This window comes from Xanthobacter nonsaccharivorans (assembly GCF_043194755.2).
GTDB lineage: Bacteria > Pseudomonadota > Alphaproteobacteria > Rhizobiales > Xanthobacteraceae > Xanthobacter > Xanthobacter autotrophicus_G.
In genome coordinates this window covers 1,943,954-1,969,903 of sequence record NZ_CM195526.1, presented here as the reverse complement: position 1 = coordinate 1,969,903, position 25,950 = coordinate 1,943,954, and the positions used below count along the sequence as shown (strand labels likewise).

Here is a 25,950-nt window from a genome sequence, read left to right as displayed (position 1 = left end):
TGCTGCGCAGGATTTTCCCCTGAGCCCCGGACCTGGGCCCCGGATCGGCGCTCAGGCTTCGCCTTCGCTTGTCCGGGGCACGGGGGCGGCTCTTTGCCCGACAGCCGACCATCCGTCACCGTGACCTAGACCGACCTAGCTCCCGAACCCCGGGCGCCCCCCGCTATCCTCAGCCCTGCGTCTCCGGCGTATGCAGCACGAGGCCGTCGAGCGCCGCCGTCAGCTTGATCTGGCAGGACAGGCGCGAGTTCGGCCGCACGTCGGTGGCGAAGTCCAGCATGCCTTCCTCCATCTCGGAGGCCGGGCCGACCTTGTCCATCCAGCCCTCGCCCACATAGACATGGCAGGTGGCGCAGGCGCAGGCGCCGCCGCATTCGGCGACGATGCCCGGCACGCCGTTGCGCACCGCCGTCTCCATGGCGGTCGCGCCCTCGAGGCCTTCGACCGTGTGGGAGGTTCCGTCGAATTCGATGAATGTGATGGCAACCATGAAACAGCCGCTGGGTTAGCGTTCTCGTGCCGTGGCGAACGGGGGTGGAAGGGCATGGCTTCGGCAGCGCCGGCCTGGCCGAAGGCTATAGCGGCAAGCGGGCCGCCGCGCCAGCGTCCCGGCCTCCCGCGCACCGACGGGCTCGCGCCGTCCGGATGCCGGCTGTACCTTGGCGGTGCCGGCGCCGATGCGCGCGGCGTCCGCTAAGGCCAAGCCCCAGCTTGCGCTTTCCCGTTAACGATCTTTTCACAAATGCGGCCGGGACGGTTCAATCCGCACCGCACCATGTCTAGGATAAGGAACGATAAACCATTTCCGTGGGGCCGCTGGGGCTGCCGGAGGGGTTAAGTTTGGAGTAGGCGCCGCCGAGGCTGGCGCCGTCGTAGGCAGAGGCGAAAGCGACATGAAGACTCCGAAGAAGATCCAGGATCCGACCGAGGCGGCGCTGTCGGCGATCCAGGAGGCTCTGACCCTGGAGCTCGACAATGCCGAAACCGCGGCTGCCGCCCCACCCAAGGCGGCGGAGCCGGCCTTCCCGCTTGAGCGCACGACACCGCTCGACCGCCCCCTGCCCGCCGCGCCGCCCCGCGAAGGCCGCGGCATTCCGCGCCGTCCCCGGCCGCCGGAAGGCGCCGAGCCGCGCCCCGAGGCCCGTCCCGAAGGGCGCCCGGAGGGCCGCCGCGAGGGTGCGCCCCGCGCCCGCATCGACAACGACCGCCGCGCCTCCGCCGCCAACGATGACCGCCAGACCATCGGCCAGCTGCTCGGCCAGTTGCAGAAGCGCCCCTCCGCCACGCCCTATTACTGGGCGGCGGGCGCCTCGCTTTTGTGGATCATCCTCGGCGTGGGCTTCGCCTATGCCTTCCACCGCGGCCTGATGGCGAGCTCCAACGGCGTGCAGTCGCTGGCGGACTCCCCGTCGCTGCTCGGCATCTTCGCCTCCATCCTTCTGCCCCCGGCCGGCTTCTTCGGGATGGCGAGCGTCATGCAGCGCTCCCTGGAGCTGCACGGCATCGCCCGGTCCATGACCGAGGTGGCGCTGCGCCTCGCCCAGCCCGAATCCATCGCCACCGAAAGCGTCGTCACCGTCGGCCAGGCGGTGCGCCGCGAGGTGGCGGCCATGGGCGACGGCATCGACCGCGCCATCTCCCGCGCCGGCGAGCTGGAAGCCATGGTGCGCGCCGAGGTGTCGGTGCTGGAGCGTGCCTACGAGGAGAACGAGGGCCGCATCCGCACCCTCATCGACGAGCTGCAGTCCGAGCGCCACAACATCCAGATCGAGACCGAGCGCCTGCGCGAGGGCCTCGTGAGCGCGGAAGCCGTCCTCTCCAACGAGGTGAAGGACGTCGCCTCCCGCATCCACGGCACCATGATGGAGGCCTCCGAGCAGGTCACCGAGATCCTCGGCCAGAAGGGCGAGCACATCACCGCCGCCCTGGCCCGCGTGGGCGACAGCATGATCGACAGCCTCACCGCCAAGGGCGGCGAGCTGATCGACCGGCTCCAGCTCACCGGCTCCGACATCCGGCAGGACCTGTCGGAATCCGGCGACGTGCTGGTGCACACCCTGAAGTCGCGCACCGACGACCTCGCCTCCAACCTGCTCTCCACCACCTCGGACGTGGCCCAGCTGATCGACCGCTGGGGCGAGGACATCGCCACCAACATCGATCGCCTGAAGAGCGGCATCGGCGAGAGCCTCGCCGACAATTCCGGCCGCTTCGCCGACGACATCGAGATCCGCGTCGCCGAGGTCAACGCCGCCTTCCGCGCCACCAGCGAGGCCGCCGTGCTCGACTTCTCCACCCGGGGCGGCGAGCTGGTGCGCAAGCTGGAAGACACCGGCGAGCGCGTGGCCGAGACCCTCACCGTGCGCGGCACCGACCTCGCCGACCGCATCGAGAGCACCGGCAACCGCATCTACGAAGCCGTGGCCGTGCGTGGAGAGGACCTCCAGCACCGCCTCTCGGAGACCGGCGATCGCATCACCGCCTCCCTCGACCGTTCGTCCAACCAGGTCACCACCACGCTGGTGGAGAAGAGCAGCGAGATCGCCGCCTCCCTCAACAATGCCGGCGCCGACATGACCGAGCGCCTGTCGCTCGTCGCCAACGAGGTGACGAAGTCCATCGGCGCGCGCGGCTCCAAGGTCACCGAGGCGTTCCGCGAGACGGCGGACATCCTGGTCGCCACCATCGGCACCAAGGGCGACGCCATCCGCGAGATGCTCACCGCCCGGCTCAAGGCCATGGAGGAGACCATCACCGTGCGCGGCACTGAGCTCGCCGATCGCATGCAGCATGACGGCTCCGCCCTCGCCCGCTCCATCCAGGAGGGCGTGAAGGCCTTCGACACCACCGTGAAGGTGCATGCGCCCGAGCTGGTGGACCAGATCACCCACCGGGTCGCCTCGGTGAACGAGAACCTGCGCTCCGCCACCTCCACGCTCGACGAGCGCCTGTCGGCGACCACCACCTCGGTGGCCACCATCATGGACCAGCGCTTCGCCCGCATCGAGCAGACCCTGGACCAGCGCGCCCAGAGCCTCACCGAGACGCTGGCGACCCGCACGGTGAACTTCGCCCGCACCATCTCCGAGGGCACCAAGAGCGCCACGGACTCCCTCGACAAGTCGGTGGAGACGCTGGAGACCTTCTTCGCCACCCGCTCCAAGGCCCTCGGCGACGTGGTGACCGAGCGGGCCGAGGCGGTGCACCGCTCCATCGGCGCCCGCGCCCAGGAGATCGCCTCGGTGCTGGACGGCCGCGTCCACCGCATCGAGGAGCTGGTGCTCGGCCGCCTGGATGGCGTCGCCACCTCCCTGGAGGTGCGCGGCACGGCCATCGCCGACGCCCTCGTGGGCCGCATCGAGAACGTCTCCGGCGCCCTGCGCGGCGAGGCGATGGAGGTGGAGCGCTCGCTCTCCACCCTGTCGCAGAACGTGGGCCGCACCCTCACGGAGCATTCCGAGAAGGTGGCGGACGCCCTCGGCACCCGCCTCACCGAGATCGCCCATCTCATCGACGACAAGAACGGCACCTTCCTCGCCGCCCTGGAGCGCACCAGCCAGCGCGCGGTGGCCGAGATCACCGCCACCAACACCTCGCTGAAGAGCGACGTGGGCTCCATCATCGAGCGCCTCGCGGAGGCCAACACCACCTTCCAGGGCGCCATGTCCAAGGCGGTGACGAACCTCGGCGAGTTCTCCGGCACCTTCTCCCGCCAGGTGGACAGCTTCTCCACCACGGTGGGCTCCATCAGCCAGAGCGCCGACGCCACCGCCAAGCGCTTCGACGGCCAGATCAAGTCGCTGCGCGAGGTGTCCACGGGCGCCCTCGCCCAGATGGCGGGCCTCACCGAGCGGTTCGAGCAGAACAGCCGCCTCATCGAGGAGGCGTCCCACACCCTCGGCGTCACCCACGACAAGGTGGACTCCACCCTCGCCGCCCGCCGCGCAGCCATGGACGAGCTCGCCTCCACCCTCACCCAGCGCGTCGCCGAGGTGGACGGCCGCCTCAAGTCCTTCCAGGGCATGCTGGAGGAGACCTTCACCACCGCCCAGAACCGCGCCCGGCAGATCGCCGGCGTGGTGGCCGAGGCCGCCGCGGCTCCCGCCCAGGTCATGGAAGGCCAGTTCGAGGCGGTGCGCACCGCCGCGGAGGCGGAGCGGGCCCGCACCGCCGAGGCCCTGCGCGCGACCTATGCGGCGGCCCTGGACGACGTGCAGCGCCTGTTCGGCGAGACCGGCGGCCGCTTCACCGAGGTCGCCACGGATCTCAAGCGGGTGGCCGAGGACGTGCAGCAGTCCATCACCCTCGCCCGCGAGGAGATGAAGCGCGGCATCCTCGAGCTGCCGGCCGAGACCGAGGCCAGCGCCGCCACCATGCGCCGCGCGGTGGCCGAGCAGATCAAGGCCCTCGCCGAGCTGAACGAGATCGTCGCCCGCCAGGGCCAGGCCCTCGACGTGGTGGAGGCCTCCGCCCGCACCGCGGTGCAGGAAGCGGCCCGCACCTCCGTGGTGCGCGAGGCTCCGGCGCGGGACACCGCCGGCCTGCGCAGCCGGCCCGAGAGCGGTGCCCTGCAGGCCGAGCTGCGCCGCAGCCCGGCGCCGGCCACCCGCCGGCCCGAGCTGGAGCGCCGCCCGGATGCCGAGCGTCCCGCTCCCCGTACCCCGGCCCGCGAAGCCGGCGAGGAGCAGGAAGGCTGGCTGTCCGAGCTGCTCTCCCGCGCCACCGACGACCTCGCCCCCGCCGAGAAGCCGGCCCGCCCGGCGCGGCCTGCCGCGGGCAGCGTCGAGAGCCTCGATGCCCTGTCCGCCGACATCGCCCGCATGGTGGACCACCAGGCGGCAGTGGACATGTGGGACCGCTACAACAAGGGCGAGCACAACGTGTTCTCCCGCCGGCTCTACACCCTGCAGGGCCAGCAGACCTTCGAGGCGCTGAAGCGCAAGTACCGCGCCGACGCCGCCTTCCGCGAGACCGCGGACCGCTACATTGCGGAGTTCGACCGGCTGCTCGACCAGGTGTCCGCGGACGAGCACGGCGCCGAGGTGACGAAGACCTATCTCACCTCGGACACGGGCAAGGTCTACACCATGCTCGCCCACGCCGCCGGCCGCTTCGACTGAGCCGAGGACTTCCGCGAGGGGTCTCATCCTGCGGGATGGGGCCCCTTGCCGCATTCGGGGTGTCGGCGCCGTCACAGCGGTTGCGTCCGGGCCCCCTAAGGTATCCCGCTAAATGATCGTTCCTCCCGCCGGAGCCAGCCTTCCATGAAGACCTACATCTGCGCCGCCTATGCCGGTGGTCAGGGCAAGACCACCCTTGCCCAGATGGTGTTTTCCGCCCTGCGGAAGCGCGAGCTCGCCTACAAGCTGGTGGCGGCCGACTTCACCGACGGCACCGGCCATTCCAAGATCGGCAAGTTCTTCCCCACCAAGGTGATGGAGCTGGGCATCGGCTCGCCTTTGGGCTCCAGCAAGTCCGAGAACGATGCCAATGCACCGCTGCGCTATTGGGACAAGTTCGGCGGCCTGCTGCTCACCGGCGGCGCGGTGCTGGACCTGGGCGCCAACGTGGTGCCGCAGCTGGTGCAGTGGGCGCACCACCGGCGGGTCGCCCACATCATGCAGCAGCGCAACTCGCCGGAGATCGACCTGCTCGTGGTGACCAAGCCGGAAACGCACGCCATCGAGAATGTGGCCACCCTCATCGAGGACGTGGTGGTGGGCGGCGCGCTGCCGGTGGCCAACATCGTCATCGTCGAGAACGAGGTGGGGGGCTCCTTCGAGGGGCTGAACCTCTCGCGCATCGAGAAGGCGGCGGCCGGCCGCAGCGTGAGCTTCATCCGGGTGCCGCGCTGCTCCTCGGAGCTGTGGCCGCACCTCGAGCGCACCTTCACCCCGGTGGAGGAGGCCCTCGCCGCCACCGAGAACGACCTCGCCGCCAAGTTCGAGATCGAGATCTGGTCCGCCTACGCCGGCCTCATGGACCTGCGCACTTGGGCGGACGACGTCTATGCCCAGCTCCACAAGGTGGGAATCTGAAACGGGCGCAGCCGCGCTCCACACACACGAATGGCCGGGCATGACCCGGCCATTTTCATTTCGGCGGTGACCGTCGCAGCGCGGGGTGCGGCCCCGGATGACTGTCGCAGCGGGGCGCGGCCCCGGCGGCCTCTGCCATGCCTGGGCCTCAGAACCGGCCGGAGGCCCAGCGCACCATGGCCACCAGCACCTGATCCGCCGCATCGTTGAGGGCGAAGGTCGCCGCCTGCCCGGCCGATGAGGCGGCGGGAACCGCGGCGCGGAACACCTGGGCTGCGAGGATGCGCCCGCTCTGCGCGCCGATGAGCTTGGCAGACAGCTCCACCACCGCCACCGGCCCCTGGTCGGTGATGCGCAAGGCGAAGGTGCGGATGTCCATGACCAGCTGATAGTCCGCCGTGACCCCGTCGCCGGGGCGGGCGACGCGGCGCAGCTTGCTGCCGTTCTCGAACGCCTGGATGGCGCGCGCCTGCAGCAGCGCCGGCAGGCTGTCGCTCCACTGGGCGTCGGCCAGATAGGCCACCTGGCCCGGGCCCGGCTCCACCATCACCTTGTCGGTGTTGAGCACGGCGAGCGCGGTGGGCGCCATGACCACCAGCTGCCCGGTGCCGGAGCCGCCGGCGGTGAAGCCGCTGGGGGCCGAGAGGTTGTAGGTGGGCACGGGCGTCGAGCCGCAGGCGGCCAGCGCCAGGGCGAGGCACAGCCCGGCGACGAGCCTGAACGGCCCTCCGCTCCCCGGCCTCGCCGGCTCCTGCCCCACCACGCCCCCCGCGCGGAAGATGCCCCGGCCCCTCAAGTGGTCCCCCATGATCCGCTCACCGCCCATAGTTCGGAACGCGGCTGTTGCCGCCGAGGATGAACTGCTGCGGGTTCTGCTGGATGCTTCTCAGCACCCGGTCGATGTCCCCCAGCGTCTTGCGCCCGTCCGTCGCCAGCGCCTCGAACTGCCGCAGGCCCGGCCCGGTGAAGCGGCTGATCTCGGTGGTGAGCAGGGCGGTGCGCTGGTCCAGATTGTCGGCGAGCTTGCGCACCGAGGTCGCCGCCTCCGTCGCCTGAACCAGAAGGCCGTTCTTGTCCTCGGTGGCCTTCTGCAGGTTGCCCACCACCACGTCCACCTTGTCCGCCACCACGTTCAGCTGCTTCACCAATGCGCTGGCCTGCTCGATCAGGTTGGCCGCATCCTGCGACTTGGAGGCCACCGCCTTCGAGAAGGTGTCGATGTTGGTGATGATGCTCTTGATGTCGTCGGGATTGATGGCCTGCAGCACCAGGTCGATGCGCTTCGCCACCCCCTGCGCCGAGCTGAGAAGGCCGGCCATGCCCGCCCCGCCGTCCGCCAGGATGCGCGGCACGCCGTCCGGCCCCGGAGGCAGCGGCGGCGCGTCGGGCCGTCCGCCGCGGATCGACACCACGACGATGCCGGTGAGGCCCTGGGATTCGAGGCCCGCCCGTGCGTCCGACAGCACCGGCACGTTGTTGTCGACGCCCACCGTCACCAGCACCTGCCCCGGCTGGTCCGGCACGAGGCCCATCTTGGTCACCTGGCCGACGGGAATGCCGTTGAACAGCACGTTGTTGCCCTGGCGCAGGCCGGCCACCGAGCCGTCGAACAAGATCTCATAGATCTTGCGGGCATGGTTGTCCTGCGGCCCGGCGAACCAGTACACGAAGCCGAACGCCGCGGCGAGGACCGCGAGGGTGAAGGCTCCGATGATGGTGTAATTGGCCCGTGTTTCCATGCGTTTGTCCCGGTTCGGTTCCGACCCTGTTCCCGCTGCCCGGCCACTCCTTGTCCTGTCGATGCCCGCCTACCGGCGCGCGTTCTGCACCGCCCTTGCCCGCGCGCCATGGAAATAGGCCCGCAGCCAGGGGTGTTGCGCCTCCATCATGGTTTCGATCGTGCCCTGCGCGATGACCTTTCCGTCCGCCAGCGCGGCGATGCGATCGCACACGGTATGAAGACTATCGAGATCGTGGGTTACCATGAAAACGGTGAGCCCCAAAGTCTGCTGCAACGTGTGGATGAGCTCGTCGAAATCGCCGGCGCCGATGGGGTCGAGGCCGGAGGTGGGCTCGTCCAGGAACAGGATCTCGGGGTCGAGCGCCAGCGAGCGGGCGAGCGCGGCGCGCTTGATCATGCCGCCGGAAAGCTCGGACGGCAGCTTTTCCGCCACGTCGCACTTGAGGCCTACCATCTCGATCTTGGTGTAGGCGATCTCGTCCAGAAGGCGCTGGGACAGCTTGAGATTCTCGCGCAGCGGGAACTGGATGTTCTGCTTGACCGTGAGCGAGGAGAACAGCGCGCCCTGCTGGAACAGCACGCCCCAGCGCCGCTCCACCGCCGAGCGCTCGCGCTCGGAGAGGTCGTCGAGATTCTGCCCGAACACCTCCACCGTGCCCGAGCGCTTGGGCACGAGGCCGAGGATGGTACGGGTGAGCACCGACTTGCCCCCGCCGGAGGTGCCGACGAAGCCCAGGATCTCGCCGCGGTAGACGTCCAGGTCCAGGTGGTTGAGCACCACCCGGTCACCGAAGCCCACCACGATGTCCTGCACGCGGATGATGGCTTCCTTGCCGTTGGTCGCGATGGGGAGGGGCGATGTCCGTGCGTCCATGCCGCCTCACATGTCGATGGCGGCGAAGAACATGGCGAACAGCCCGTCCATCACGATGACGAGGAAGATGGCCTTCACCACCGAGGCGGTGGTGTGGGCGCCGAGGGATTCGGCGCTGCCGCCCACCCGGAGCCCCTCGAGGCAGGCGACCACGCCGATGGTGGCGGCCATGAACGGCGCCTTCAGCATGCCCACGTTGAACTGGTCCATGTCGATGGCGTCCTTCAGACGCCGCAGGAACACGTCCGGCGTGATGCCGCCATAGCCCCAGGAGACGAGACCTGCCCCGAAGATGGCCGCCATGGAGCCGATGAAGGTGAGCAGCGGCAGGGAGATGATGAGCGCGAGGATGCGCGGCACCACCAACACCTCCACCGGGTCGAAGCCCATCACCCGGAGCGCGTCGATCTCCTCGCGCATGCGCATGGAGCCGAGCTCGGCGGTGTAGGCGCTGCCCGAGCGGCCGGCGATCATGATGGAGACGATGAGCACGCCGAGCTCGCGCAGCACCAGCACGCCCACCATGTCCACCACATAGATGTCGGCGCCGAAGCGGCGGAAGTTGAAGATGCCCTGCTGCGCCAGGATGCAGCCGATGAGGAAGGTGATGAGCAGGATGATGGGCACCGCGCGGAAGCCCACGCGGTCCATCTGGTTCACCATGGAGGTGAAGCGGAAGGAGCGCGGGCGCATCAGCACCCGCCCCATGGCCGCCACCACCGCGCCGACGAAATTCAGGAGCGCGAGCGCGTCCTTGGTGACGTTGACCACCTCATGGCCGAAGCGCTCCAGCATCGCCTCGTGCCGGCGCTGCGGCGGCGGCTGCTCCAGCCCGGTGCGCTGCATCTCCTCGATGAGCACCGCATAGCGCGGGGACAGCCCCGTCACACTCGGCTCCACGCCCTTGTTCTTCCAGGCGCGGCGCAGGCGCTCCAGCAGCAGGGCGCCGAACGTGTCCATGCGCTCGACCCCGGCGAGGTCGATGTTCACGCCCTTCGGGTTCTGGTAGGCGTGCGCCGTGTCGTCGACGGCGAGCTCCAGCTCGTCCGCATATTCGGATGTCCACGCGCCGCGCCCGGCCACGGTGAGCCGGTCGTCCTGGCTGTGAACGGAAATCAGCGAGGCGTGGGGCAACGCTTCCCTCTCCCTTGGCGAGGACCGGACCACCCGGCCATCGCCCGACCCGTGCCATGTCCGGCCCAGCCCCGCGGAACGCCCCATCAGGAGTTCCCGCCGTGGAGGCCCTGCCGTTGCGCCCCGCTTCTGTCCGTGCGTTGCGGCATCGCAACATCACACGGTCATGGCCCCGGAAAGCCGGGTTTCCCTCGACGAATGAGGCCATTGCCCCTAAGCCATACAGAGAAGCGGGCGCCGCGTCGAGATCGTGAAAGACACACTCCGGCGCCTTCCGCATCCCCCGCTGCGGCGGGGGATGAAATCATCGGTCACGGTTAATTCCTCAAGGTTGCTTCATGGCCACGCTTTCGCTGTGCGTCGAGCGCTTTCCCATCGCCGGAACCTTCACCATCGCCCGCGGCTCGAAGACCGAGGCGGTGGTGGTGGAGGCGCGGCTGACCGCCGACGGCATCACCGGCCGGGGCGAGTGCGTGCCTTATGCCCGCTACGGCGAGACGGTGGAGAGCGTGACCGCCGACATCGAGGCCCTGCGCGCCGACATCGCCGCCGGCCTCACCCGCGAGGCGCTCCAGCATCGCCTGCCCGCCGGCGCGGCGCGCAACGCGCTGGACTGCGCCTTCTGGGACCTGGAGGCCAAGCGCGGTGGCCTGCGGGCGGCGGAACTGGCCGGGCTTGCGCCGCTGAAGCCCCTCGTCACCGCCTACACCCTCAGCCTGGACACGCCGGAGGCCATGGCCCGCGCTGCCGCCGCGGCCGCGGCCCGCCCCCTGCTCAAGCTGAAGCTCGGCGCGCCGGGCGATTCCCGTCGCCTCGCCGCCATCCGCGCCGCCGCGCCCGATGCCCGCCTCATCGTCGATGCCAACGAGGGCTGGGCGCCCGCCGACCTCCAGGACCTGATGGACATGTGCTTTGCCACCGGCGTGGAGCTGATCGAGCAGCCCCTGCCCGCCGGCAAGGATGACGTGCTCGCCCGCATCGAGCGCCGCGTGCCCGTCTGCGCCGACGAGAGCGTCCATGACCGCGCCGGCCTGGCCGCCCTCGCCGACCGCTACGACGCGGTGAACATCAAGCTCGACAAGGCCGGCGGCCTCACCGAGGCGCTGGCGCTGGCCGATGCGGCGCAGGGGCTGGGCTTCTCCCTCATGGTGGGGTGCATGCTCGCCTCCTCCCTCGCCATGGCACCGGCCATGCTGGTGGCGCAGCGGGCGCAGGTGGTGGACCTCGACGGGCCGCTGCTGCTGGCGCGGGACCGGGTGCCGGGCCTCACCTATGAGGGCGCGCTGGTCTATCCCCCCGAAGCCGACCTGTGGGGCTGAAGGCGCATGGCCGCAACCGCCAGCAGCGCGCCCGCCGCGGCGATGCCGCAGGAGACGAGGAAAGCGTGCGGCCCGAAGGCCTCCCACAGGCGCCCCGAGGCGATGTTCGCCCCCGCCATGGCGACGCCGCCGGTCCAGGCCGCCGCCGTCTGCCCGGCGCCGGCGCGATGCTCGCTCACCGAGCGGGCGATGAGCTCCACCGTGCCGAGATAGGTGGCGCCGAAGGTGAAGGCGTGAAGCAGCTGCAGCGGCAGGAGCAGCGCGAACGGCGGGTCCGCCGCGAGGGCCGCGAACCGCACCACCGCCACCAGCCCCCCGGCGACGATGAGCAGGTGCGGCCCGAACCGCACCACGACCCGGGAGCCGAAGCGGAACATCACCATTTCCGCCGCCACCCCCACCGCCCACAGCAGGCCGATGGTGCCGAGCGCATAGCCCTGCTGCGCCCAATGGACGGAGGCGAAGGCATAGAATTGGGCGTGGCTCGCCTGCACCAGGGCGGCGGCGAGGATGCCGGCCAGCAGGCCGAGCCGCGCCGCGCGGCCTGACAGGGGCGAAGGCTGGCGGGCGCCGCGCGGCAGCTCCGGCAGGGCGAGGGTCGCACCCACATGGGTCAGTTGCCCGGCCAGCATGAGCAGGACCACCGCGCCCGCGCCGGTCGCCCCCACCAGCCAGCCGCCGATGAGGTTCGCCACGAGGAAGGAGCCGGAGCCCCACTGCCGCGCCCGCCCATAGTCCCCCCGCCCCGCCCGCGCCTGGCGGGAGGTGTAGGAATCCAGCAGGGACAGGCCGGGATACCAGCTCATGGCCATGAGGCCGAGGACGACGAAGATGGCGAAGGCGGAGCCGCTCGCCGCCAGCGCCACCATCCCCGCGGCCGTCAGCACCGAGAGCACCGCCAGCAGCGCCTTCGGCCGTCCCAGCCGATCGGACAGCAGGCCCAGCACCGGCGTGGCCACCAGGCGCGTCACCATGGGCACGGCCAAAGCGACGCCGATGGCCTCGGGCCCGAGGCCCTGGTGCTGAAGCCACAAGGGCAGGTAGGGAAGCTGGATGCCGAGGGCGAGGAAATAGGTGGCATAGGCCGCGCCAAGGCGCAGCTGGAGACCACCGGCCGCCACACGCCGTGCAGGCCCGATCATGGCCGGAGGCCCCACGGGGACAGGACGCGAAGGGGCGCGGGGAGCGGGCGGCCGCCCGGCCCCGACGCCGGGCCGGCCTCAGGACTCAAGGCAGCGGATGAAAGTGTCGGTGTCCACATTGCCGCCGGAGAGCACCACCACCACCGTGTGTCCGGCAATGGCGCCGAGCCGGCCTTCCAGCAGGCACGAGAGCGCCACCGCGCCGCCCGGCTCCACAACCAGCTTCAGCTCGCGGAAGGCAAAGGCGACGGCGCGGGCGACCTCGGTGTCGTCGGCCACCGCGGCCTCGCCCACGAGATGGCGATTGATCTCGAAGGTCATGGCGCCCGGGAAGGGCGCGAGGAGCGCGTCGCAGAACGAGCCCACCGTGGAGACGTTCTTTTCCCGCACGCCGGAGCGGAAGGAGCGGGCGTGGTCGTCGAACCCCTCCGGCTCGCACGCGACGATGCGCATGTCCGGCGCCCAGCCCTTGGCGGCGAGGGCGATGCCCGCCACCAGGCCGCCGCCGCCGGCGGAGGCGGCCACCAGGTCCGGCTTCAGGCCGAGGGCGGCGAGGTCCTCGATGATCTCCAGCCCGACGGTGCCCTGCCCCGCGATCACGCCGATATCGTCATAGGGCGGCACCAGGGTGGAGCCGCGCTCGTCGGCGAGGGTGCGGGCGATGTCCTCGCCATGCTCGGTGGAGCGGTCGAAGCCGACCACCTCGGCGCCGAAGGCGAGCGTCCGCTCGCGCTTCAGGGCCGGCGCATCGGTGGGCATGGCGATGACGGCGGGAATGCCGAGGAGCTTCGCCGCCGCGGCGACACCCTGGGCATGATTGCCGGAGGAGGAGGCCACCACCCCGGCGGGGCGCATGTCCTCGGGAATCTGCACGAGGCGATTGTAGGCGCCGCGGAACTTGAAGGAGCCGGTGCGCTGCAAGGTCTCCGGCTTCACGAACACACGGGCGCCGGTGCGCTCGCTCAACTCCGGCGAAAACAGCAGAGGCGTGCGCACGATGACGCCCGCAAGCCGCCGGGCAGCGGCTTCCACGTCTGCCACAGTGGGAAGAGGGTCGATATAGGGGCTCATGGCGCGGCTGCTACCCTGCGCCTGCGACGCAGGCGATACCGCCGAGCTATAGGTCCAATGTCATGAGCGATCAATACGTTGTCGAGAAACTGCCGGGCGCTCTCCCGCCATGTATAACGCAACGCAAAGCGCCGCGCCGCCGCAGGTGAGAGTTCGAGCGCCTTCAGGCACGCGGTGCGCAGGTCTTCGTCCAGCACGCCCACCGGCTCGGTCGCGTCCGCCAGAACGTCGGTCGGGCCGGTCACCGGATAGGCGGCCACCGGCAGGCCGCTCGCCAGCGCCTCCAGCAGCACGATGCCGAACGTGTCCGTACGCGAGGGGAAGCAGAACACGTCGCAGGCCGAATACACCTGCGCCAGGTCCTCGCCCTCCTTCGGGCCGGTGAAGAGCACGCCGGGATAGCGCTCCTTCAGGCTGGCGAGGGCCGGGCCGCCGCCCACCACCACCTTGGAGCCTGGCAGGTCCAGCGACAGGAAGGCCTCGATGTTCTTTTCCACCGCCACGCGGCCGACGAAGAGATAGACCGGGCGCGGCAGGTTCAGCGTCGCCTCCGGCCGGGGCCGGAACAGCTCCGCGTCCACCCCGCGGGACCAGCGCATGAGCCGCTTGAAGCCGCGCGCCTCAAGGTCGCGCTCCAGCGTCGCCGTGGAGACCATCACCCCGCCGCCGGCATTGTGGAAGGAGCGCAGCCAGGCATAGGTCAGCCGCTCCGGCACCGGGGCGCGGGCGGCCAGATATTCCGGAAACTTGGTGTGGTACGAGGTGGTGAAGGTCCGCCGGGAGGCGATGCACGCCCGCCGCACCAGCATGCCGATGGGTCCTTCGGTGGCGATGTGCACGAAATCCGGCTGCATGGCCTCGATGCGGCGCATGATCATGCGCGGCGTGGCGAGCGCCAGGCGGATCTCGTTGTAGGTCGGCAGGGGAATGGTGCGGAATCCCTCGGGGGTGAGGAATTGCATGTCCGCCCCGAGATTTTCGGCCTCGCGGGCCGTGTGCTCCAGCGAGCGGACCACACCGTTGATCTGTGGATGCCACGCATCGGTGGCGACAAGAACCCGCATCAGGCCGCCGCGCGCGCCCCCTCGACCATGTCCCGCTCCCCGGCAGGGGCCTTCTCGAGATGTCGCGTCCAGCAGATGATCTCGAGGTGGCCGTCCTCGTGCTCGGCGATGGCGGTGCAGCTCTCCACCCAGTCGCCGCAATTCACATAGCGCACCCCGAACTGGTCGTGAATGACCGCGTGGTGGATATGGCCGCAGATCACGCCGTCCACCTGGTGGCGCTTGGCCTCCTCGGCCACCGCCTCCTCGAACTTGCCGATGTAGTTCACCGCATTCTTCACCTTCAGCTTGGCCCACTGGCTCAGCGACCAGTAGGTGAGGCCGAGGCGGCGGCGCGCCTTGTTCAGGTAGGTGTTGACGGTGAGCGCGGCGGAATAGGCCCAGTCCCCCAGGAAGGCGAGCCACTTGGCGTGGCGCACCACCAGGTCGAACACGTCGCCGTGGATGACGAGGTAGCGCTTGCCGTCCGCCGCCTCGTGGATGGCGGTCTCCACCACCTCGATGCCGCCGAAATGGGTGCCGTAGTAATCGCGCAGGAATTCGTCGTGGTTGCCCGGCAGGTAGAGCATGCGCGTGCCCTTGCGGCCCTTGCGCAGCAGCTTCTGCACCACGTCGTTGTGCTTCTGCGGCCAGTACCAGGAGGACTTCAGCCGCCAGCCGTCGACGATATCGCCGACGAGATAGATGGTGTCCGCATCGTGGTACTTGAGGAAGTCGAGGAGGAGGTCCGCCTGGCAGCCCTTGGTGCCGAGGTGGACATCGGAAATGAACAAGGCGCGGTAGCGGCGCGCTTCGGGACTGTCGCTCACGCCATAACCTCCCGCTTTCGTCCCCCGTCCGGAAGCCTCCTCACGGACACTTCCGCCGCATGGGACCGCATCGTCATCCCACTTGCCCCTGAGGAGCATGACCCGGAATTAGCCGGAGTCCTGTTTCCCTTTTATGACGCCAGCGCGAAAAACGGAAGGGGAATTGCCCAGACATTGGACATGCGCAGAAAACAGACAGTAAAACCCGCATGGACCGCAGCAAGCCCGGAGACGGCTAATAGTCCATCCGCCGTCCGCGCTGGACTTTCTTCCGCGACAGCCTGAAGCAATGCCCCCTTCCGCCGATGACGGCGCGGGGGAATCGATACCGTTCGACACCTTGGGCAGATTCGGCGCCATTTCTGCGGCAGCCTTCAGCACCTTCCACACCAAAGCCCCGGCGAAGCTCTCGAACGTTCAGCCCGTCCGCCCGCGGCGGGGCGCCCCTCCGCTGCGGAAAGCGAACACACTTTCTTCACGCCCCACCATTGACCAAACCCCAACTCCACGCCAGCCTGCCCGCCCCAGGAGCGACCGCGCGCCGCACCGCTCCGGGCCATTGACCGACACCATCCAATGATACCATCAGGGAGTTCGACCGATGAAGCTGGTTCGCTTCGGGGAAAAAGGGCGGGAGAAGCCGGGTCTAATCGATTCAACCGGCACGGTGCGCGACCTGTCCTCCCTCATCTCCGACCTCGCCGGGGACGCGCTCTCCCCCGAGAGCCTGAAGACCATCGCCGCCGTGGACCCGTCGAGCCTGCCCGCAGCGCCGGCCGGCGCGCGACTCGGCTCGTGCGTGGCGCGGCCGGGCAATTTCGTCGCGGTCGGCCTCAATTTCGCGGACCATGCCGCCGAGACCAACAACCCCATCCCCGAGGAGCCGGTGCTTTTCAACAAGGCGCCCAACTGCATCGTCGGGCCGAATGACAACGTCATGATTCCCAAGGGCTCGCTGAAGCTCGACTGGGAGGTGGAGCTGGCCTTCGTCATCGGCAAGCGCGCCCGCTACGTCGAGGAGAAGGACGCCCTCGACCACGTGGCCGGCTACTGCGTGTGCAACGACGTGTCCGAGCGCCACTTCCAGATCGAACGGTCCGGCCAGTGGATGAAGGGCAAGGGCTGCGAGACCTTCGGCCCCCTCGGTCCCTGGCTCGTCACCACCGACGAGGTGACCGACACCGCCGACCTCGCCATGTGGCTCGAGGTGAACGGCGAGAAAGTGCAGAACGGCTCCACCAGGACCATGATCTTCCGGGTGCCGTTCCTGGTGCATTACATCAGCCAGTTCATGGTGCTGGAGCCCGGCGACGTCATCACCACCGGCACCCCCCCGGGTGTCGGCCTCGGCTTCAAGCCCCCGCGCTTCCTGAAGGCCGGCGACGTGATGCGCCTCGGCATCACCGGCCTTGGCGAGCAGCAGCAGACGGTGGTGCCGTTCCAGCTGTGAGACCTGAGGCGGCGGGCGCTCCGGCTCCCGCCGCCTCGTCCATCCCATCGTCGGGACGCAGCCAGCCGCGGTAGCGCACGATGGCCCCGGCGAGCGGCAGCGCGATGGCCACGTCAAAGGTGGCGCGGCCCGCGTCGTCCGCCTCTTCAAAGCTCGTGCTCACCGGCAGCAAAGCCCGCGGCAAGGGAAGACCGAACAGGCGCCCTGCCGCGACGGGGTACAGGAGCCGCCCGTCGCGCACGGACAAGCCGATATCGAAGCTGAACGGCCCGAAGCGCTCGCGGACGCCGCCCGCCCCCTCCGGCCGGCAGCTTAGGTGCGAGCGGAAGCGCCGTCCGGCAAAGGAACGCGTCCAGACCTCGCCCTCCCCCAGCCGCTCCATCGTGACCTCCACGGGCACCGCCCGGCCGGCCTTCGGAAAGCGCATCAGCATCCGCACCAGGCGGGCGAGGCGTCCGGGGCCGTTGGAAACCTCGGCCATCCCGCGCCAGCGCCGCAGGTCCACCACCGTGTGGAGATCCTTCACTGGATGCGGAAGCCGGGCGAAGTCCGGCCCCAGCGCATGGGCGAACAGCAGGCGCTGGGGCGCGACCGCCCTGCGGGTCGCGATGTCGAGCCCGGCCATTATCGCCTCGGCCCGCGCCAACGGGAAAGCCGCGAGGCAGGCCCGCGCGCCGGGGGCAAGCGCCCCCTCGCGCAACATCCGGAACAGGACGCGGGCGGGAACGGCCGGAATGTGCGGACCATCCCCCGCCCCGGCGATGAGAACCCAGTCGCGCACCTCCACCTCGCCCCGCCCGGTAACGCCCGCGACCCGGACCCGCATGCCGCCCGTGTCGGAGCCGAAGGGCTCCAGCCGTTCCGCGATCCACTTCAGAGGGCGCGCCAGCGGTGCCAGGCTCCGCATCAGCCCCCAGCGCACCGGCAGGGACAGAAGCAGCAGCCCTCCGTGCATCAACTTCAGTTCGAGGCCCGCCCGGAACAGCACGGACCGGGCGCGGAAGCGGCGGGGAAACAGCGCCAGGTCCGGCGCCGCATTGAAACTCGCCCAGCGTGGACCCACGTCACGCCCGCCGACGCTGCCCAGCGCGATGCGCCGCAGCCCGCTCCATCCGGGCACGCTCACGCCGCATCCGCCCCGCCAGAGGACGAGCGGGCGCCCGGCCTGCCCGACGATGGCGCGGATCACCGACAGGCCGCGCGGCGCGCGATTGCCGGGCAGGATGACGCTCTCGATCAGGTGGATGTCGCCCATGCCCTCGGCCAGTTCATCCGTCGCCGCGGAAGAGAGGGCCGGCACGCTGGACGCACCGGAGAACACCACCCGTCCCGCCTCCCGGGCTTGCGGATCGAGCACGGCAATGCCGGCGGTGAAATGCGGATCGTCGGGCAGGTCCAGATAATGCGCGCCGGCGCGCACAGCCGCAGCAGCGAGACGATACGGCTCCGGGCCATAGGCCTGGAACGGCCCGGCGGCGTCGATGACGAGGAACGGTCGGAGGTCGCGGACGATACCGGCCAGATCCGGATCGTCCCGGTCGAGCCGGAACGGCCGCCCGCCGTGCTGCGCGCAAAAGGCCCGGGCAGAGTCCATGTCCCGGCCGGCGACGACCACATCCACCTGCGGTTCCCGGGCGAGATGCATGCTGATGCGCGCGCCGAACACGCCATAGCCGCCGACCACCAGCACCGTATCAATCAATGATGCGCGCCCGCAGCTCCGGGGATGGCGCCGGGCAGGCCTGGCGGCCGAACCGGTAGCGATTGCGCGCGATGAGATCGTAGAGCGGATCGGACAGGGCGCCGGGCAGCCAGCCGAGGGGAGCGAGCACAGCCCAAGGCCAGCCGAGCGCCTTCATGGCCGCCGCGAACGCCCGCATCTTCGTATGCGCCACGCCATCGACGATGACGATGTTCGTCTCCATGAGATCGGGATCAAGCCCGAACCGCTCGTAGAGCGCCCGGCCGGGATCGGACTGCGCCGTGACGAAACCGAACCGGCCGGCCGTGTCATGCCGCCCCATGAAGCGCGCGAAGCCCGAGCAGAAGACACAGGTCCCATCGAACACGATGAGGTCGCGATCGGGCGGAATGGCGCGCATGGACAGCTGCCCTTTGGTCAAGCATGCGCAGCATAGAACACGTCGTCGCAGATTGCACCGCGATCCGGAGCGACGATCCTTGCCTGCGAAGGGGTGATGCCGACAGGCAGATGCCTGCCCCCCTCACTGCAGCGTGGTGTGGACCAGCCAGGCCTTCACGGCGTCGAGCGCCTCGTTGCGCTTGCCGGTGCGGTGCAGCGCTTCCTGGAACACCGCAAGCTGGACATCCGCGCTGGTGCCGCCTTCGGCGATGGCCCGCACGTGCAGGAGAGCATCGACGCAACCCAGCGCCTCCGCATCCTGCCCGACCAGGTGGACGAGCCCGTCCACCGCGTCGCGCACGGACAGGGCCCGGCGCTCGGCGAGGTCGACGAAGGAGCCGTGGACGCCATAGCGCTGGGCACGCCACTTGTTCTCGTCGGCGATGGCCCGGTCCACCGCCCCCACGTCGCGGTTATGGTGGGGATTGCGCACCAGGAACCGCGCCAGCGCCCGGAACAGGGCAGCGATGGCGACCGAGTCGGCGATGCGGGTACAGCTGTCCGGGGCGCGCAGCTCCAGCGTCGGCAGCTTGCGGGAAGGGCGGATGGTCCACCACACATAGCTCGAATCCGTGATGGCGCGGGCAGAGACCAGCGCATCCACATAGCGCTCATAGGCGGCGCTGGATTCGAACATCTCCGGCAGGCCGGTGCGAGGCAGTTCGTCATAGGCGGCGAGGCGGTACCCCATCAGGCCGGTCTGCTTCGCGCCCCAGAAGGGCGAGGAGGTGGACAGGGCGATGAAGTGCGGGATGTAGGGCACCATGCGCCGCATCACGTTCACCCGCTCGTCCGGGTCCGGCAGCTCCACATGCACGTGCAGCCCGCACACCATGTTCCGCTCGCCCGGCATCCTCAGGTCGTTCATCACGCCGTCGTAGCGATTGGCCCTGGTGGCGCGCACGTTGTCCCAGGTGGCGGTGGGGTGCGTGCCGGCCGCGATGACGCCCAGGCCATGCTGCGCCGCCACGTTCGCCACGGCGCGGCGCAGGTCGCGCAACTCGTCGAGGGCCCCGCCGCTGCCGGTCGCCGGACGGGTGGCGATCTCCAGCTGCGCCTGGGGCATCTCCACCGACACGGAATCGCCGAGCTGCGCCTTCAGATCGTCGAAGAAGCCCGCCGGCATCCGTCGCTGCACCGCATGGGTGGCGGCGTCCACGACAAAGAATTCTTCCTCAATTCCAAAGCTGTAATTGCCGGTCACGGAGGCCTCCCGACCAATACTCGAAAAATGCGAGCGAGCAACGCGCAGCTCACGGACAAGTTCCGGGCAGACTGGAGCGAAATAGGACCAAATTGCGGCGCGGCGGGACACGAATCGGCTCGCCGTTATTCCTCAATACGTTACCGCATTGCGGTGTTGCGGCGCGAAAATCTGGAAACAATCCAAGTAAAAAAGCAATTTCTCAGGACGCCGGGGAACAAAAGACGCCCCCGGGCGTTCCGGGCATCCGCCCCGGCCTCAAAGGTCCGCGCGCGCCGCCTGCACGAGGGCGAGGGCCGCCACCGCGGCCGTGTCGGCGCGCAGGATGCGCGGGCCGAGGCAGAGCGTCACCGCCCGCTTCTGCAGCAGCGCGCGCTCCTCCGGGCTGAACCCGCCTTCCGGGCCGATGAGCACGCTGACCGGCCCGGAAGGCACGGCGCGCAGGGTCTCGATGGGATCCGCCTCGGCCGCCGCCTCGTCGCAGAACACAAGGGTGCGCCCCGGCGGCAGGGCCGCGACCCAGGCCGCCAGCGGCTGCGGCTCCCGAACCTCGGGCAGGGCGAGGATGCCGCACTGCTCGGCGGCCTCCACCGCATTGGCCGCCATGCGCTCCGTATTGACCCGCGACACCTGCGTGTAGCGGGTGATGACGGGGCTGAGGATGCCCGCCCCCATCTCCACGGCCTTCTGCACCATGTAGTCGAGCCGCGCGTGCTTCAGCGGCGCGAACGCATATTCGAGGGTCGCGGCCGGCGGCTGGGGGCGCACCTGCCGCACCGCCTCCAGGCGCACGTCGCGCTTGCCGCCGGCCGTGCGGGTCGCCCGCCATTCGCCGTCGCGGCCGTTGAAGAGCAGGATGTCGCCGCCCACCGGCAGGCGAATGACGTTGGCCACGTAGTGCGCCTGCTCCGGGCCGAGCGCCAGGCTCGCGCCCTCGCTCAGATCGTCCGGGACATGGAGGCGCTGGGCGCGGAAATCATGATCGGGCATGACAGGTCCTCGTTCGTGGCGAGGGTCACCACGGCGCGGCGGCTCTGGCAAGCCGGAAGCCACGGGAAGCCATAAAGAAAACAGGCGATGGCCTTTCGACCACCGCCTGCCGCCCCCCAGAGAAATCGCCCTGACCGGCGACCTATTTCTTCTGGCAGGGCCACATTCTCGCCACATCCCCCAAATGGGGGAAAAGGCCTACCACGTGTTGCAGTCGCCCGCCGCCACACCGGACGGCAGAGCGCCTGCCTCGTCACTCCACGCCTCAGCCGGCCATCACTTGGCGGCGGGCTTGCCGTCGGCATCGAAGGTGGCGAGGTAGGCGATGAGGTCCTTGCGGTCGTCGGCGTTCTTGATGCCGGCGAAGGCCATCTTGCCCTTCGGGACGAGGTGCTTGGGGTTCTCGATATAGTCGTCGAGGGTGGCCAGGTCCCACACCTTGCCGGCAGCGGCGCCGTCCTTGATGTCCTGCGAGTAGGCATAGCCCTCGAAATGCGCCCATTTGGCGCCGACGATGCCGTTCAGCGGCGGGCCCACCTTCACCTTGGCATCGGGGCCGATGGCATGGCACGCCATGCACTTCTTGAACTGGGTCTCGCCCTTGGCGACGTCGCCATCGGCGAGGGCGGAACCGGTGGCGGCCAGGACCAGGACGGAAGCCAGAATGAGACGCATGAAGCATTCCTCTCTCGAAAGGTGACGTTATGAGAATATTATTCACATATTTGAATATGTGAAAAGTACCCTAACGTCTGGCAACTCCTTGCTGCGGCGCACAAAATTCCTCCATTGGAGGCAGCGCGGCGGTTCCTTAGCATGACTTCAACCAACCCCCGATGCGACCTTCAGACCAAGGCCGGAGGCCTCTCGCGCTCGTGACCCTCATCGTGAAGATCGGCGGCAGCCTCACCCGTGGCGCCGCGCCCCGGGCCCTGCTGGCGCATCTGGCCCGGCGCCGGGGCCTCGTGGTGGTGCCCGGCGGCGGCGCGCTGGCCGATGCGGTCCGCGCCGTTCAGCCGCAGTGGAGCCTCTCCGACGGCGCCGCCCACCGCATGGCGCTCCTCGCCATGGAGCAGATGGCCCACGCCATGCGCGACATCGAGCCTCGCCTGCGACCGGCCCGGACCCTCCCGGAATTGGCGGCCGCGTCCGGCATCGGCACCGCGCTCTGGTTTCCCGCCGCCCTCACCCTCGACCATCCCGCCATCACCGAGAGCTGGGACGTCACCTCCGACAGCCTCGCTCTCTGGCTTGCCGCCGAGATGGGCGCGCGCCGGCTGGTCCTGGTGAAGGCGCCGGGCATCGCCCTTCCCGCCCCTTCCGGCAACCGCGCGGCCGACCTCGCGGCCTGGACCGCCCGGGCTCTGGTGGATGCGGCTTTTGCGACCATGGCACAGCGGTTTTCCGGCGATATTCTCCTCGTCCCCGCAGATGCCGCGGACCGGCTCGACGACGCCCTCAGCCTCACGGAGGCGGCGGGTCGCGCCCAACGCAACGAAGACGACAAGGAAGGCGCGCCCTCGCCATGACCGCCCAGTCCAACCGCCCGAAAGCCCCGCGCTGGGCCTGGGCCCTCACCGGGTCCGGCCACTATTTCACGGAGAGCATCGAGATCATCCGCGAGCTTCAGGACGTGGACCTGTTCGTCTCCGACGCGGCGGACGAAGTGCTGCGCATGTACAAGCAGGACAAGCAGCCCCTCCCCGCCCAGACGCAGGTGTTCCGCGACAATTCCGCCTCGTCCGCCTCCATCGGCCGCTTCTACCACGGCGAGTACCATACCCTCGTCGTCTCCCCCGCCTCCTCCAACACGGTGGCCAAGGCGGTGCATGGCATCTCCGACACGCTGGTCACCAACTGCTTCGCCCAGGCCGGCAAGTGCCGGGTGCATTGCATCGTGTTCGCCTGCGACAGCCAGCCGGAGATGATCACCATGGCCCCGGAAGGACCGGTGCCCGTCTACCCACGCCGCATCGACCTTGAAAACACGCGTCAGCTCAAGACGTTCGAGGATACGGTGGTGGCCGAGACGCTGGAGGAGCTGCGCCTCGCCATCGCCCGCCGCCGGACCGATCTCGCCCTCCTCGCCGCCCAGTCAGCGGGTTGATCCATGGCCGAGCGTGTCGCCCTCGTCACCGGGTCGCTGGCCGAGCCGCGCATCCGCCGGATCGCCGAGGAGATCGCCGACGCGAGCCTCGACCCGGTTGTGGTCAACGTCGGCGTGAAGGTCGCGGCCCTCATGACCGCGGACATCGTGGAGCGGCGCCTCAAGCTGCCGGAGGGCACGGACAAGGTGCTGATGCCCGGCCGCTTCCGCGGCGACCTTCAGCGCCTCGCCGCCCGCTTTGGCCTGCCGTTCGCCCGCGGCCCCGAGGAAGCGGCTGACATCCCGAGCTATTTCGGCAGGGGCAAGGGCCGCAACGTCGCCCTCGACCGGCAGGACGTGATGCTGTTCGCCGAGATCGTGGACGCCACCCGCCTCTCCATCGACCAGCTCCTCGCACGCGCCCGCTTCCTCAAGGGAGAAGGGGCGGACGTGATCGATCTCGGCGCGCTGCCGGACAATCCCTTCCCGCACCTCGAGGAGGCCATCGCCGCCCTGAAGTCCGAGGGCTTCAGGGTGAGCGTCGACAGCTTCGATTCGGATGAGCTGCGGCGCGCCACCAGGGCCGGCGCGGACTATCTCCTCAGCCTCAACGAAACCAACCTGGATATCGCCGGGGAGGGTTCAGCAACCCCCATTCTGGTCCCGGCGCTGGCGGGCGACCTGCCCTCTCTCCTGCGTGCCATCGCGCAATGCGAGGCCAGGGGGCAGCCCTTCCTCGCCGACCCCATCCTCGACCCCATCCACCTCGGCTTCACCGCCTCGCTGGTGCGCTATGCGGAGCTCCGGCGGCTGAAGCCGGACATCCCCATCCTCATGGGCATCGGCAATGTCACCGAGCTGACGGATGCCGACACCACCGGCATGAACGCCTTGCTCATGGGCATCATCTCGGAGCTGCGGCTGAACGCGGTGCTGGCGGTGCAGGTGAGCCCCCATTGCCGTACCGCGGTGCGCGAGTTCGACCGGGCGCGGCGGGAGTATTTCGCGGCGCGGGAGGCCGGCGCCCTGCCCCAGGGCTTCGGTGGCGGGCTGATGGCGCTGCGCGACCGGAACCCCTTCACCACCACGCCGGCCGAGGTGGAGCGCCTCGCCGCCACCGTCGCCGACCGCAACTTCCGCATCGAGGTGACGGAACAGGGCATCCACGCCTACAACCGCGACGGCCACCATGTGGCGCGCGAGCCGTTCGGCCTGTTCCCCCACCTCAAGGTGGAGGACGACGGGGCCCATGCCTTCTATCTGGGGGTGGAGACGGCGCGGGCGGAGATCGCCTTCCACCTGGGCAAGCGCTATGCCCAGGACGAGCCCCTGAAGTGGGGCGTGGCGGGCGAGACCGGCGACAGCGCCGCGGAGGCCCACCGATTGACTTTCAAGGAAGCGGGCTCGACCCTCTCCGCGAAGAAGAAGGGCGAAAGCACGTGATCCGGGAGACCATCGTCACCACCCAATCGGCCGCCGGGGAGGCCCATGTCGCCCCCATGGGCGCGACGCTGGTGGAGGGCGGCTATCTGCTCCAGCCCTTCCGCCCTTCCCGCACGCTGGACAATCTGGCCGCGCGCCGGGCCTGCGTGGTGAACTTCTCCGACGATGCGCGCATCTTCGCCGGCTGCATCACCGGCCGCCACCGCTCCTGGCCCACGGTTCCCGGAACCAAGCTCGCCGGCACCGTGCGCCTCGCCGCCGCGCTGGCCCATGACGAGGTGGAAGTGGTGCGCATGGAGGACGACCCCACGCGCCCCCGCTTCTTCTGCCGCACCGTGCACCGCGAGACGCACGCGCCCTTCCTCGGCCTCAACCGGGCTGTGGCCGCGGTCCTGGAGGGCGCCATTCTCGTCTCGCGACTGCACATGATGGATTCGGACCGGGTGGACCGGGAGATGAACTATCTCTCCATCGCCATCGAGAAGACCGCCGGCCCCGCCGAGCGGGAGGCCTGGGACTGGCTGTGCGAGACCATCGCCGACCATCGGGCGCGGGCGGTGTCATGAGCCATTCCCTGCCGCCCGGACGGCCCGGGCTCCTTGCCTCCGTGGCGGACCTCGACGAGATGGAGACGGCGCTTGCCGCCGGCGTCGACATCGTGGACCTGAAGAACCCCGCTGAGGGCGCGCTGGGCGCCTGGGACGAGACCGCGCTGCGCGCCGCCGTCGCCCGCTGGCGCGCCGATCCGCGCGGCGCCGACCTCAGCGCCACGGTGGGCGACCATGCCCTCGACGCCGCGGTGCTGCACGCCGCCGCCGTGCGCACCGCTGCGGCCGGCGTGCCGCTGGTGAAGATCGGCTTTCCCTTGCCGGCGTCGCGCGCGGCCGCCCGCCTCACGCCCGTGCTGGACGCCCTCGCCCCGCTGGCCCGCGAGACGCGGCTCGTCGCCGTGCTGTTCGCGGACCAGGCGCCGGACCTTGCCACCGTGCCGCTGTTCGCCGGCGCGGGCTTCCATGGGGTGATGCTGGATACGGCGGACAAGGCGGCCGGTGGCCTCCTCGCCCATCTTCCCGTGGAGGCGCTCGCCCGCTTCGTCGCCGCGGCGCGGGCGCAGCGGCTGCTCACGGGGCTGGCCGGCTCGCTGAAGCTCGCGGACATCCCGGCGCTCGCGCCCCTCGGGCCCGACTATCTCGGCTTTCGCGGCGCCCTGTGCGCCACCGGCCGCACGAGCGCCCTGGACCCCGCCCGCCTCACCGGCGTGCGGGCCGCCCTCAGCCACCGCGCCGCCGCCTGACGACGCGCCCCCGCGGAGCGACGGCACCGCCGAAGCGTTGACCCGGGGCGTGTGGGTTGCGGCATGATCGTGCGACATGCCCCGGCGCGTCCGGGGCATTCCCCCTCCCCCGCCGCAAGGCCCGGCGTCGGACCACATTCCTCCGGAG

General features: G+C 69.9%; 23 protein-coding genes. 9 read left to right on the top strand and 14 right to left on the bottom strand.

Annotated elements, in window-relative coordinates:
- Window positions 1–169: 169 nt before the first annotated feature.
- Entirely contained in the window at window positions 170–490 is a 321-nt protein-coding gene (locus V5F59_RS08970; protein WP_393981651.1) for a 2Fe-2S iron-sulfur cluster-binding protein, read from the bottom strand.
- Window positions 491–893: 403 nt separating this feature from the next.
- On the opposite strand from V5F59_RS08970, the gene V5F59_RS08965 reads away from it, so the two are divergent.
- Both V5F59_RS08965 and V5F59_RS08960 read left to right on the top strand, forming a co-directional pair.
- Complete coding sequence (locus V5F59_RS08965; protein WP_393981653.1) at window positions 894–5,120, top strand: apolipoprotein A-IV repeat region-like domain-containing protein; 4,227 nt, start codon at window positions 894–896, stop codon at window positions 5,118–5,120.
- Between the two features lie 144 nt (window positions 5,121–5,264).
- On the top strand, window positions 5,265–6,038 hold the full coding sequence (locus V5F59_RS08960) for a hypothetical protein (protein ID WP_393981655.1): 774 nt from the start codon (window positions 5,265–5,267) through the stop codon (window positions 6,036–6,038).
- 148 nt (window positions 6,039–6,186) lie between these two features.
- Here V5F59_RS08960 and V5F59_RS08955 read toward each other — a convergent pair whose 3' ends face one another.
- From V5F59_RS08955 to V5F59_RS08940, 4 genes are all read right to left on the bottom strand, one after another.
- Window positions 6,187–6,846, bottom strand: coding sequence for an ABC-type transport auxiliary lipoprotein family protein (locus V5F59_RS08955; RefSeq protein ID WP_393981657.1), 660 nt, complete (start codon window positions 6,844–6,846; stop codon window positions 6,187–6,189).
- Between the two features lie 7 nt (window positions 6,847–6,853).
- Window positions 6,854–7,777 carry an MlaD family protein gene (locus tag V5F59_RS08950; RefSeq protein ID WP_393981659.1) on the bottom strand — a complete coding sequence of 308 codons (924 nt, stop codon included), beginning with the start codon at window positions 7,775–7,777 and terminating at the stop codon, window positions 6,854–6,856.
- A 69-nt stretch (window positions 7,778–7,846) separates the two neighbouring features.
- A complete protein-coding gene (locus V5F59_RS08945) occupies window positions 7,847–8,653 on the bottom strand; it encodes an ABC transporter ATP-binding protein (protein WP_393981661.1) in 807 nt (268 codons plus the stop codon).
- 6 nt (window positions 8,654–8,659) lie between these two features.
- Entirely contained in the window at window positions 8,660–9,787 is a 1,128-nt protein-coding gene (locus V5F59_RS08940) for an MlaE family lipid ABC transporter permease subunit (protein ID WP_393981663.1), read from the bottom strand.
- Window positions 9,788–10,125: 338 nt separating this feature from the next.
- Between V5F59_RS08940 and dgcA the strand changes: the two genes are divergently transcribed.
- Window positions 10,126–11,106 (top strand): N-acetyl-D-Glu racemase DgcA, encoded by a 981-nt coding sequence (gene dgcA / locus V5F59_RS08935; RefSeq protein WP_393981665.1) that lies wholly within the window; start codon window positions 10,126–10,128, stop codon window positions 11,104–11,106.
- Here the strand turns inward: dgcA and V5F59_RS08930 are convergent.
- The 4 genes from V5F59_RS08930 to V5F59_RS08915 all read right to left on the bottom strand — a co-directional run bounded on the left by V5F59_RS08930 (window position 11,076) and on the right by V5F59_RS08915 (window position 15,192).
- Window positions 11,076–12,248, bottom strand: a complete 1,173-nt coding sequence (locus V5F59_RS08930) for an MFS transporter (RefSeq protein ID WP_393981667.1) — start codon at window positions 12,246–12,248, stop codon at window positions 11,076–11,078. The genes dgcA and V5F59_RS08930 overlap by 31 nt on opposite strands.
- A 78-nt stretch (window positions 12,249–12,326) precedes the next feature.
- Complete coding sequence (locus tag V5F59_RS08925) at window positions 12,327–13,319, bottom strand: threonine ammonia-lyase (protein WP_393981669.1); 993 nt, start codon at window positions 13,317–13,319, stop codon at window positions 12,327–12,329.
- The gene (locus V5F59_RS08920; RefSeq protein ID WP_393981671.1) at window positions 13,316–14,383 is read right to left on the bottom strand and encodes a glycosyltransferase family 4 protein; all 1,068 of its coding nucleotides are present in this window, start codon (window positions 14,381–14,383) and stop codon (window positions 13,316–13,318) included. Before V5F59_RS08920 ends, V5F59_RS08925 begins: the two co-directional genes overlap by 4 nt.
- The gene (locus tag V5F59_RS08915; RefSeq protein WP_393981673.1) at window positions 14,383–15,192 is read right to left on the bottom strand and encodes a UDP-2,3-diacylglucosamine diphosphatase; all 810 of its coding nucleotides are present in this window, start codon (window positions 15,190–15,192) and stop codon (window positions 14,383–14,385) included. The genes V5F59_RS08920 and V5F59_RS08915 overlap by 1 nt, the downstream gene beginning before the upstream one ends.
- 601 nt (window positions 15,193–15,793) lie before the next feature.
- On the opposite strand from V5F59_RS08915, the gene V5F59_RS08910 reads away from it, so the two are divergent.
- Window positions 15,794–16,642, top strand: coding sequence for a fumarylacetoacetate hydrolase family protein (locus V5F59_RS08910; RefSeq protein WP_393981675.1), 849 nt, complete (start codon window positions 15,794–15,796; stop codon window positions 16,640–16,642).
- Here V5F59_RS08910 and V5F59_RS08905 read toward each other — a convergent pair.
- From V5F59_RS08905 to V5F59_RS08885, 5 genes are all read right to left on the bottom strand, one after another.
- Window positions 16,593–18,344, bottom strand: a complete 1,752-nt coding sequence (locus tag V5F59_RS08905) for a saccharopine dehydrogenase family protein (RefSeq protein WP_393981677.1) — start codon at window positions 18,342–18,344, stop codon at window positions 16,593–16,595. The genes V5F59_RS08910 and V5F59_RS08905 overlap by 50 nt on opposite strands.
- Complete coding sequence (locus V5F59_RS08900) at window positions 18,337–18,744, bottom strand: thiol-disulfide oxidoreductase DCC family protein (protein WP_393981679.1); 408 nt, start codon at window positions 18,742–18,744, stop codon at window positions 18,337–18,339. Before V5F59_RS08900 ends, V5F59_RS08905 begins: the two co-directional genes overlap by 8 nt.
- A gap of 123 nt (window positions 18,745–18,867) precedes the next feature.
- Window positions 18,868–19,989, bottom strand: a complete 1,122-nt coding sequence (locus V5F59_RS08895) for a carboxylate-amine ligase (RefSeq protein WP_393981681.1) — start codon at window positions 19,987–19,989, stop codon at window positions 18,868–18,870.
- A 258-nt stretch (window positions 19,990–20,247) separates the two neighbouring features.
- Window positions 20,248–20,979: a 16S rRNA (uracil(1498)-N(3))-methyltransferase gene (locus V5F59_RS08890; protein WP_393981683.1), complete on the bottom strand. Its 732-nt coding sequence runs from the start codon at window positions 20,977–20,979 to the stop codon at window positions 20,248–20,250.
- Window positions 20,980–21,255: 276 nt separating this feature from the next.
- Complete coding sequence (locus V5F59_RS08885) at window positions 21,256–21,654, bottom strand: c-type cytochrome (RefSeq protein WP_393981685.1); 399 nt, start codon at window positions 21,652–21,654, stop codon at window positions 21,256–21,258.
- A 200-nt stretch (window positions 21,655–21,854) separates the two neighbouring features.
- On the opposite strand from V5F59_RS08885, the gene V5F59_RS08880 reads away from it, so the two are divergent.
- From V5F59_RS08880 to V5F59_RS08860, 5 genes are read left to right on the top strand one after another with little or no spacing between them, the layout of a single operon-like run.
- Entirely contained in the window at window positions 21,855–22,508 is a 654-nt protein-coding gene (locus V5F59_RS08880; protein WP_393981687.1) for an amino acid kinase family protein, read from the top strand.
- Entirely contained in the window at window positions 22,505–23,086 is a 582-nt protein-coding gene (locus tag V5F59_RS08875) for a flavoprotein (protein WP_393981689.1), read from the top strand. Before V5F59_RS08880 ends, V5F59_RS08875 begins: the two co-directional genes overlap by 4 nt.
- 3 nt (window positions 23,087–23,089) lie before the next feature.
- Window positions 23,090–24,508, top strand: coding sequence for a DUF6513 domain-containing protein (locus tag V5F59_RS08870; protein ID WP_393981691.1), 1,419 nt, complete (start codon window positions 23,090–23,092; stop codon window positions 24,506–24,508).
- Window positions 24,505–25,074: a DUF447 domain-containing protein gene (locus tag V5F59_RS08865; RefSeq protein ID WP_393981693.1), complete on the top strand. Its 570-nt coding sequence runs from the start codon at window positions 24,505–24,507 to the stop codon at window positions 25,072–25,074. The genes V5F59_RS08870 and V5F59_RS08865 overlap by 4 nt, the downstream gene beginning before the upstream one ends.
- Complete coding sequence (locus tag V5F59_RS08860) at window positions 25,071–25,802, top strand: (5-formylfuran-3-yl)methyl phosphate synthase (protein ID WP_393981695.1); 732 nt, start codon at window positions 25,071–25,073, stop codon at window positions 25,800–25,802. The genes V5F59_RS08865 and V5F59_RS08860 overlap by 4 nt, the downstream gene beginning before the upstream one ends.
- The last annotated feature ends 148 nt before the right edge of the window (window positions 25,803–25,950 follow it).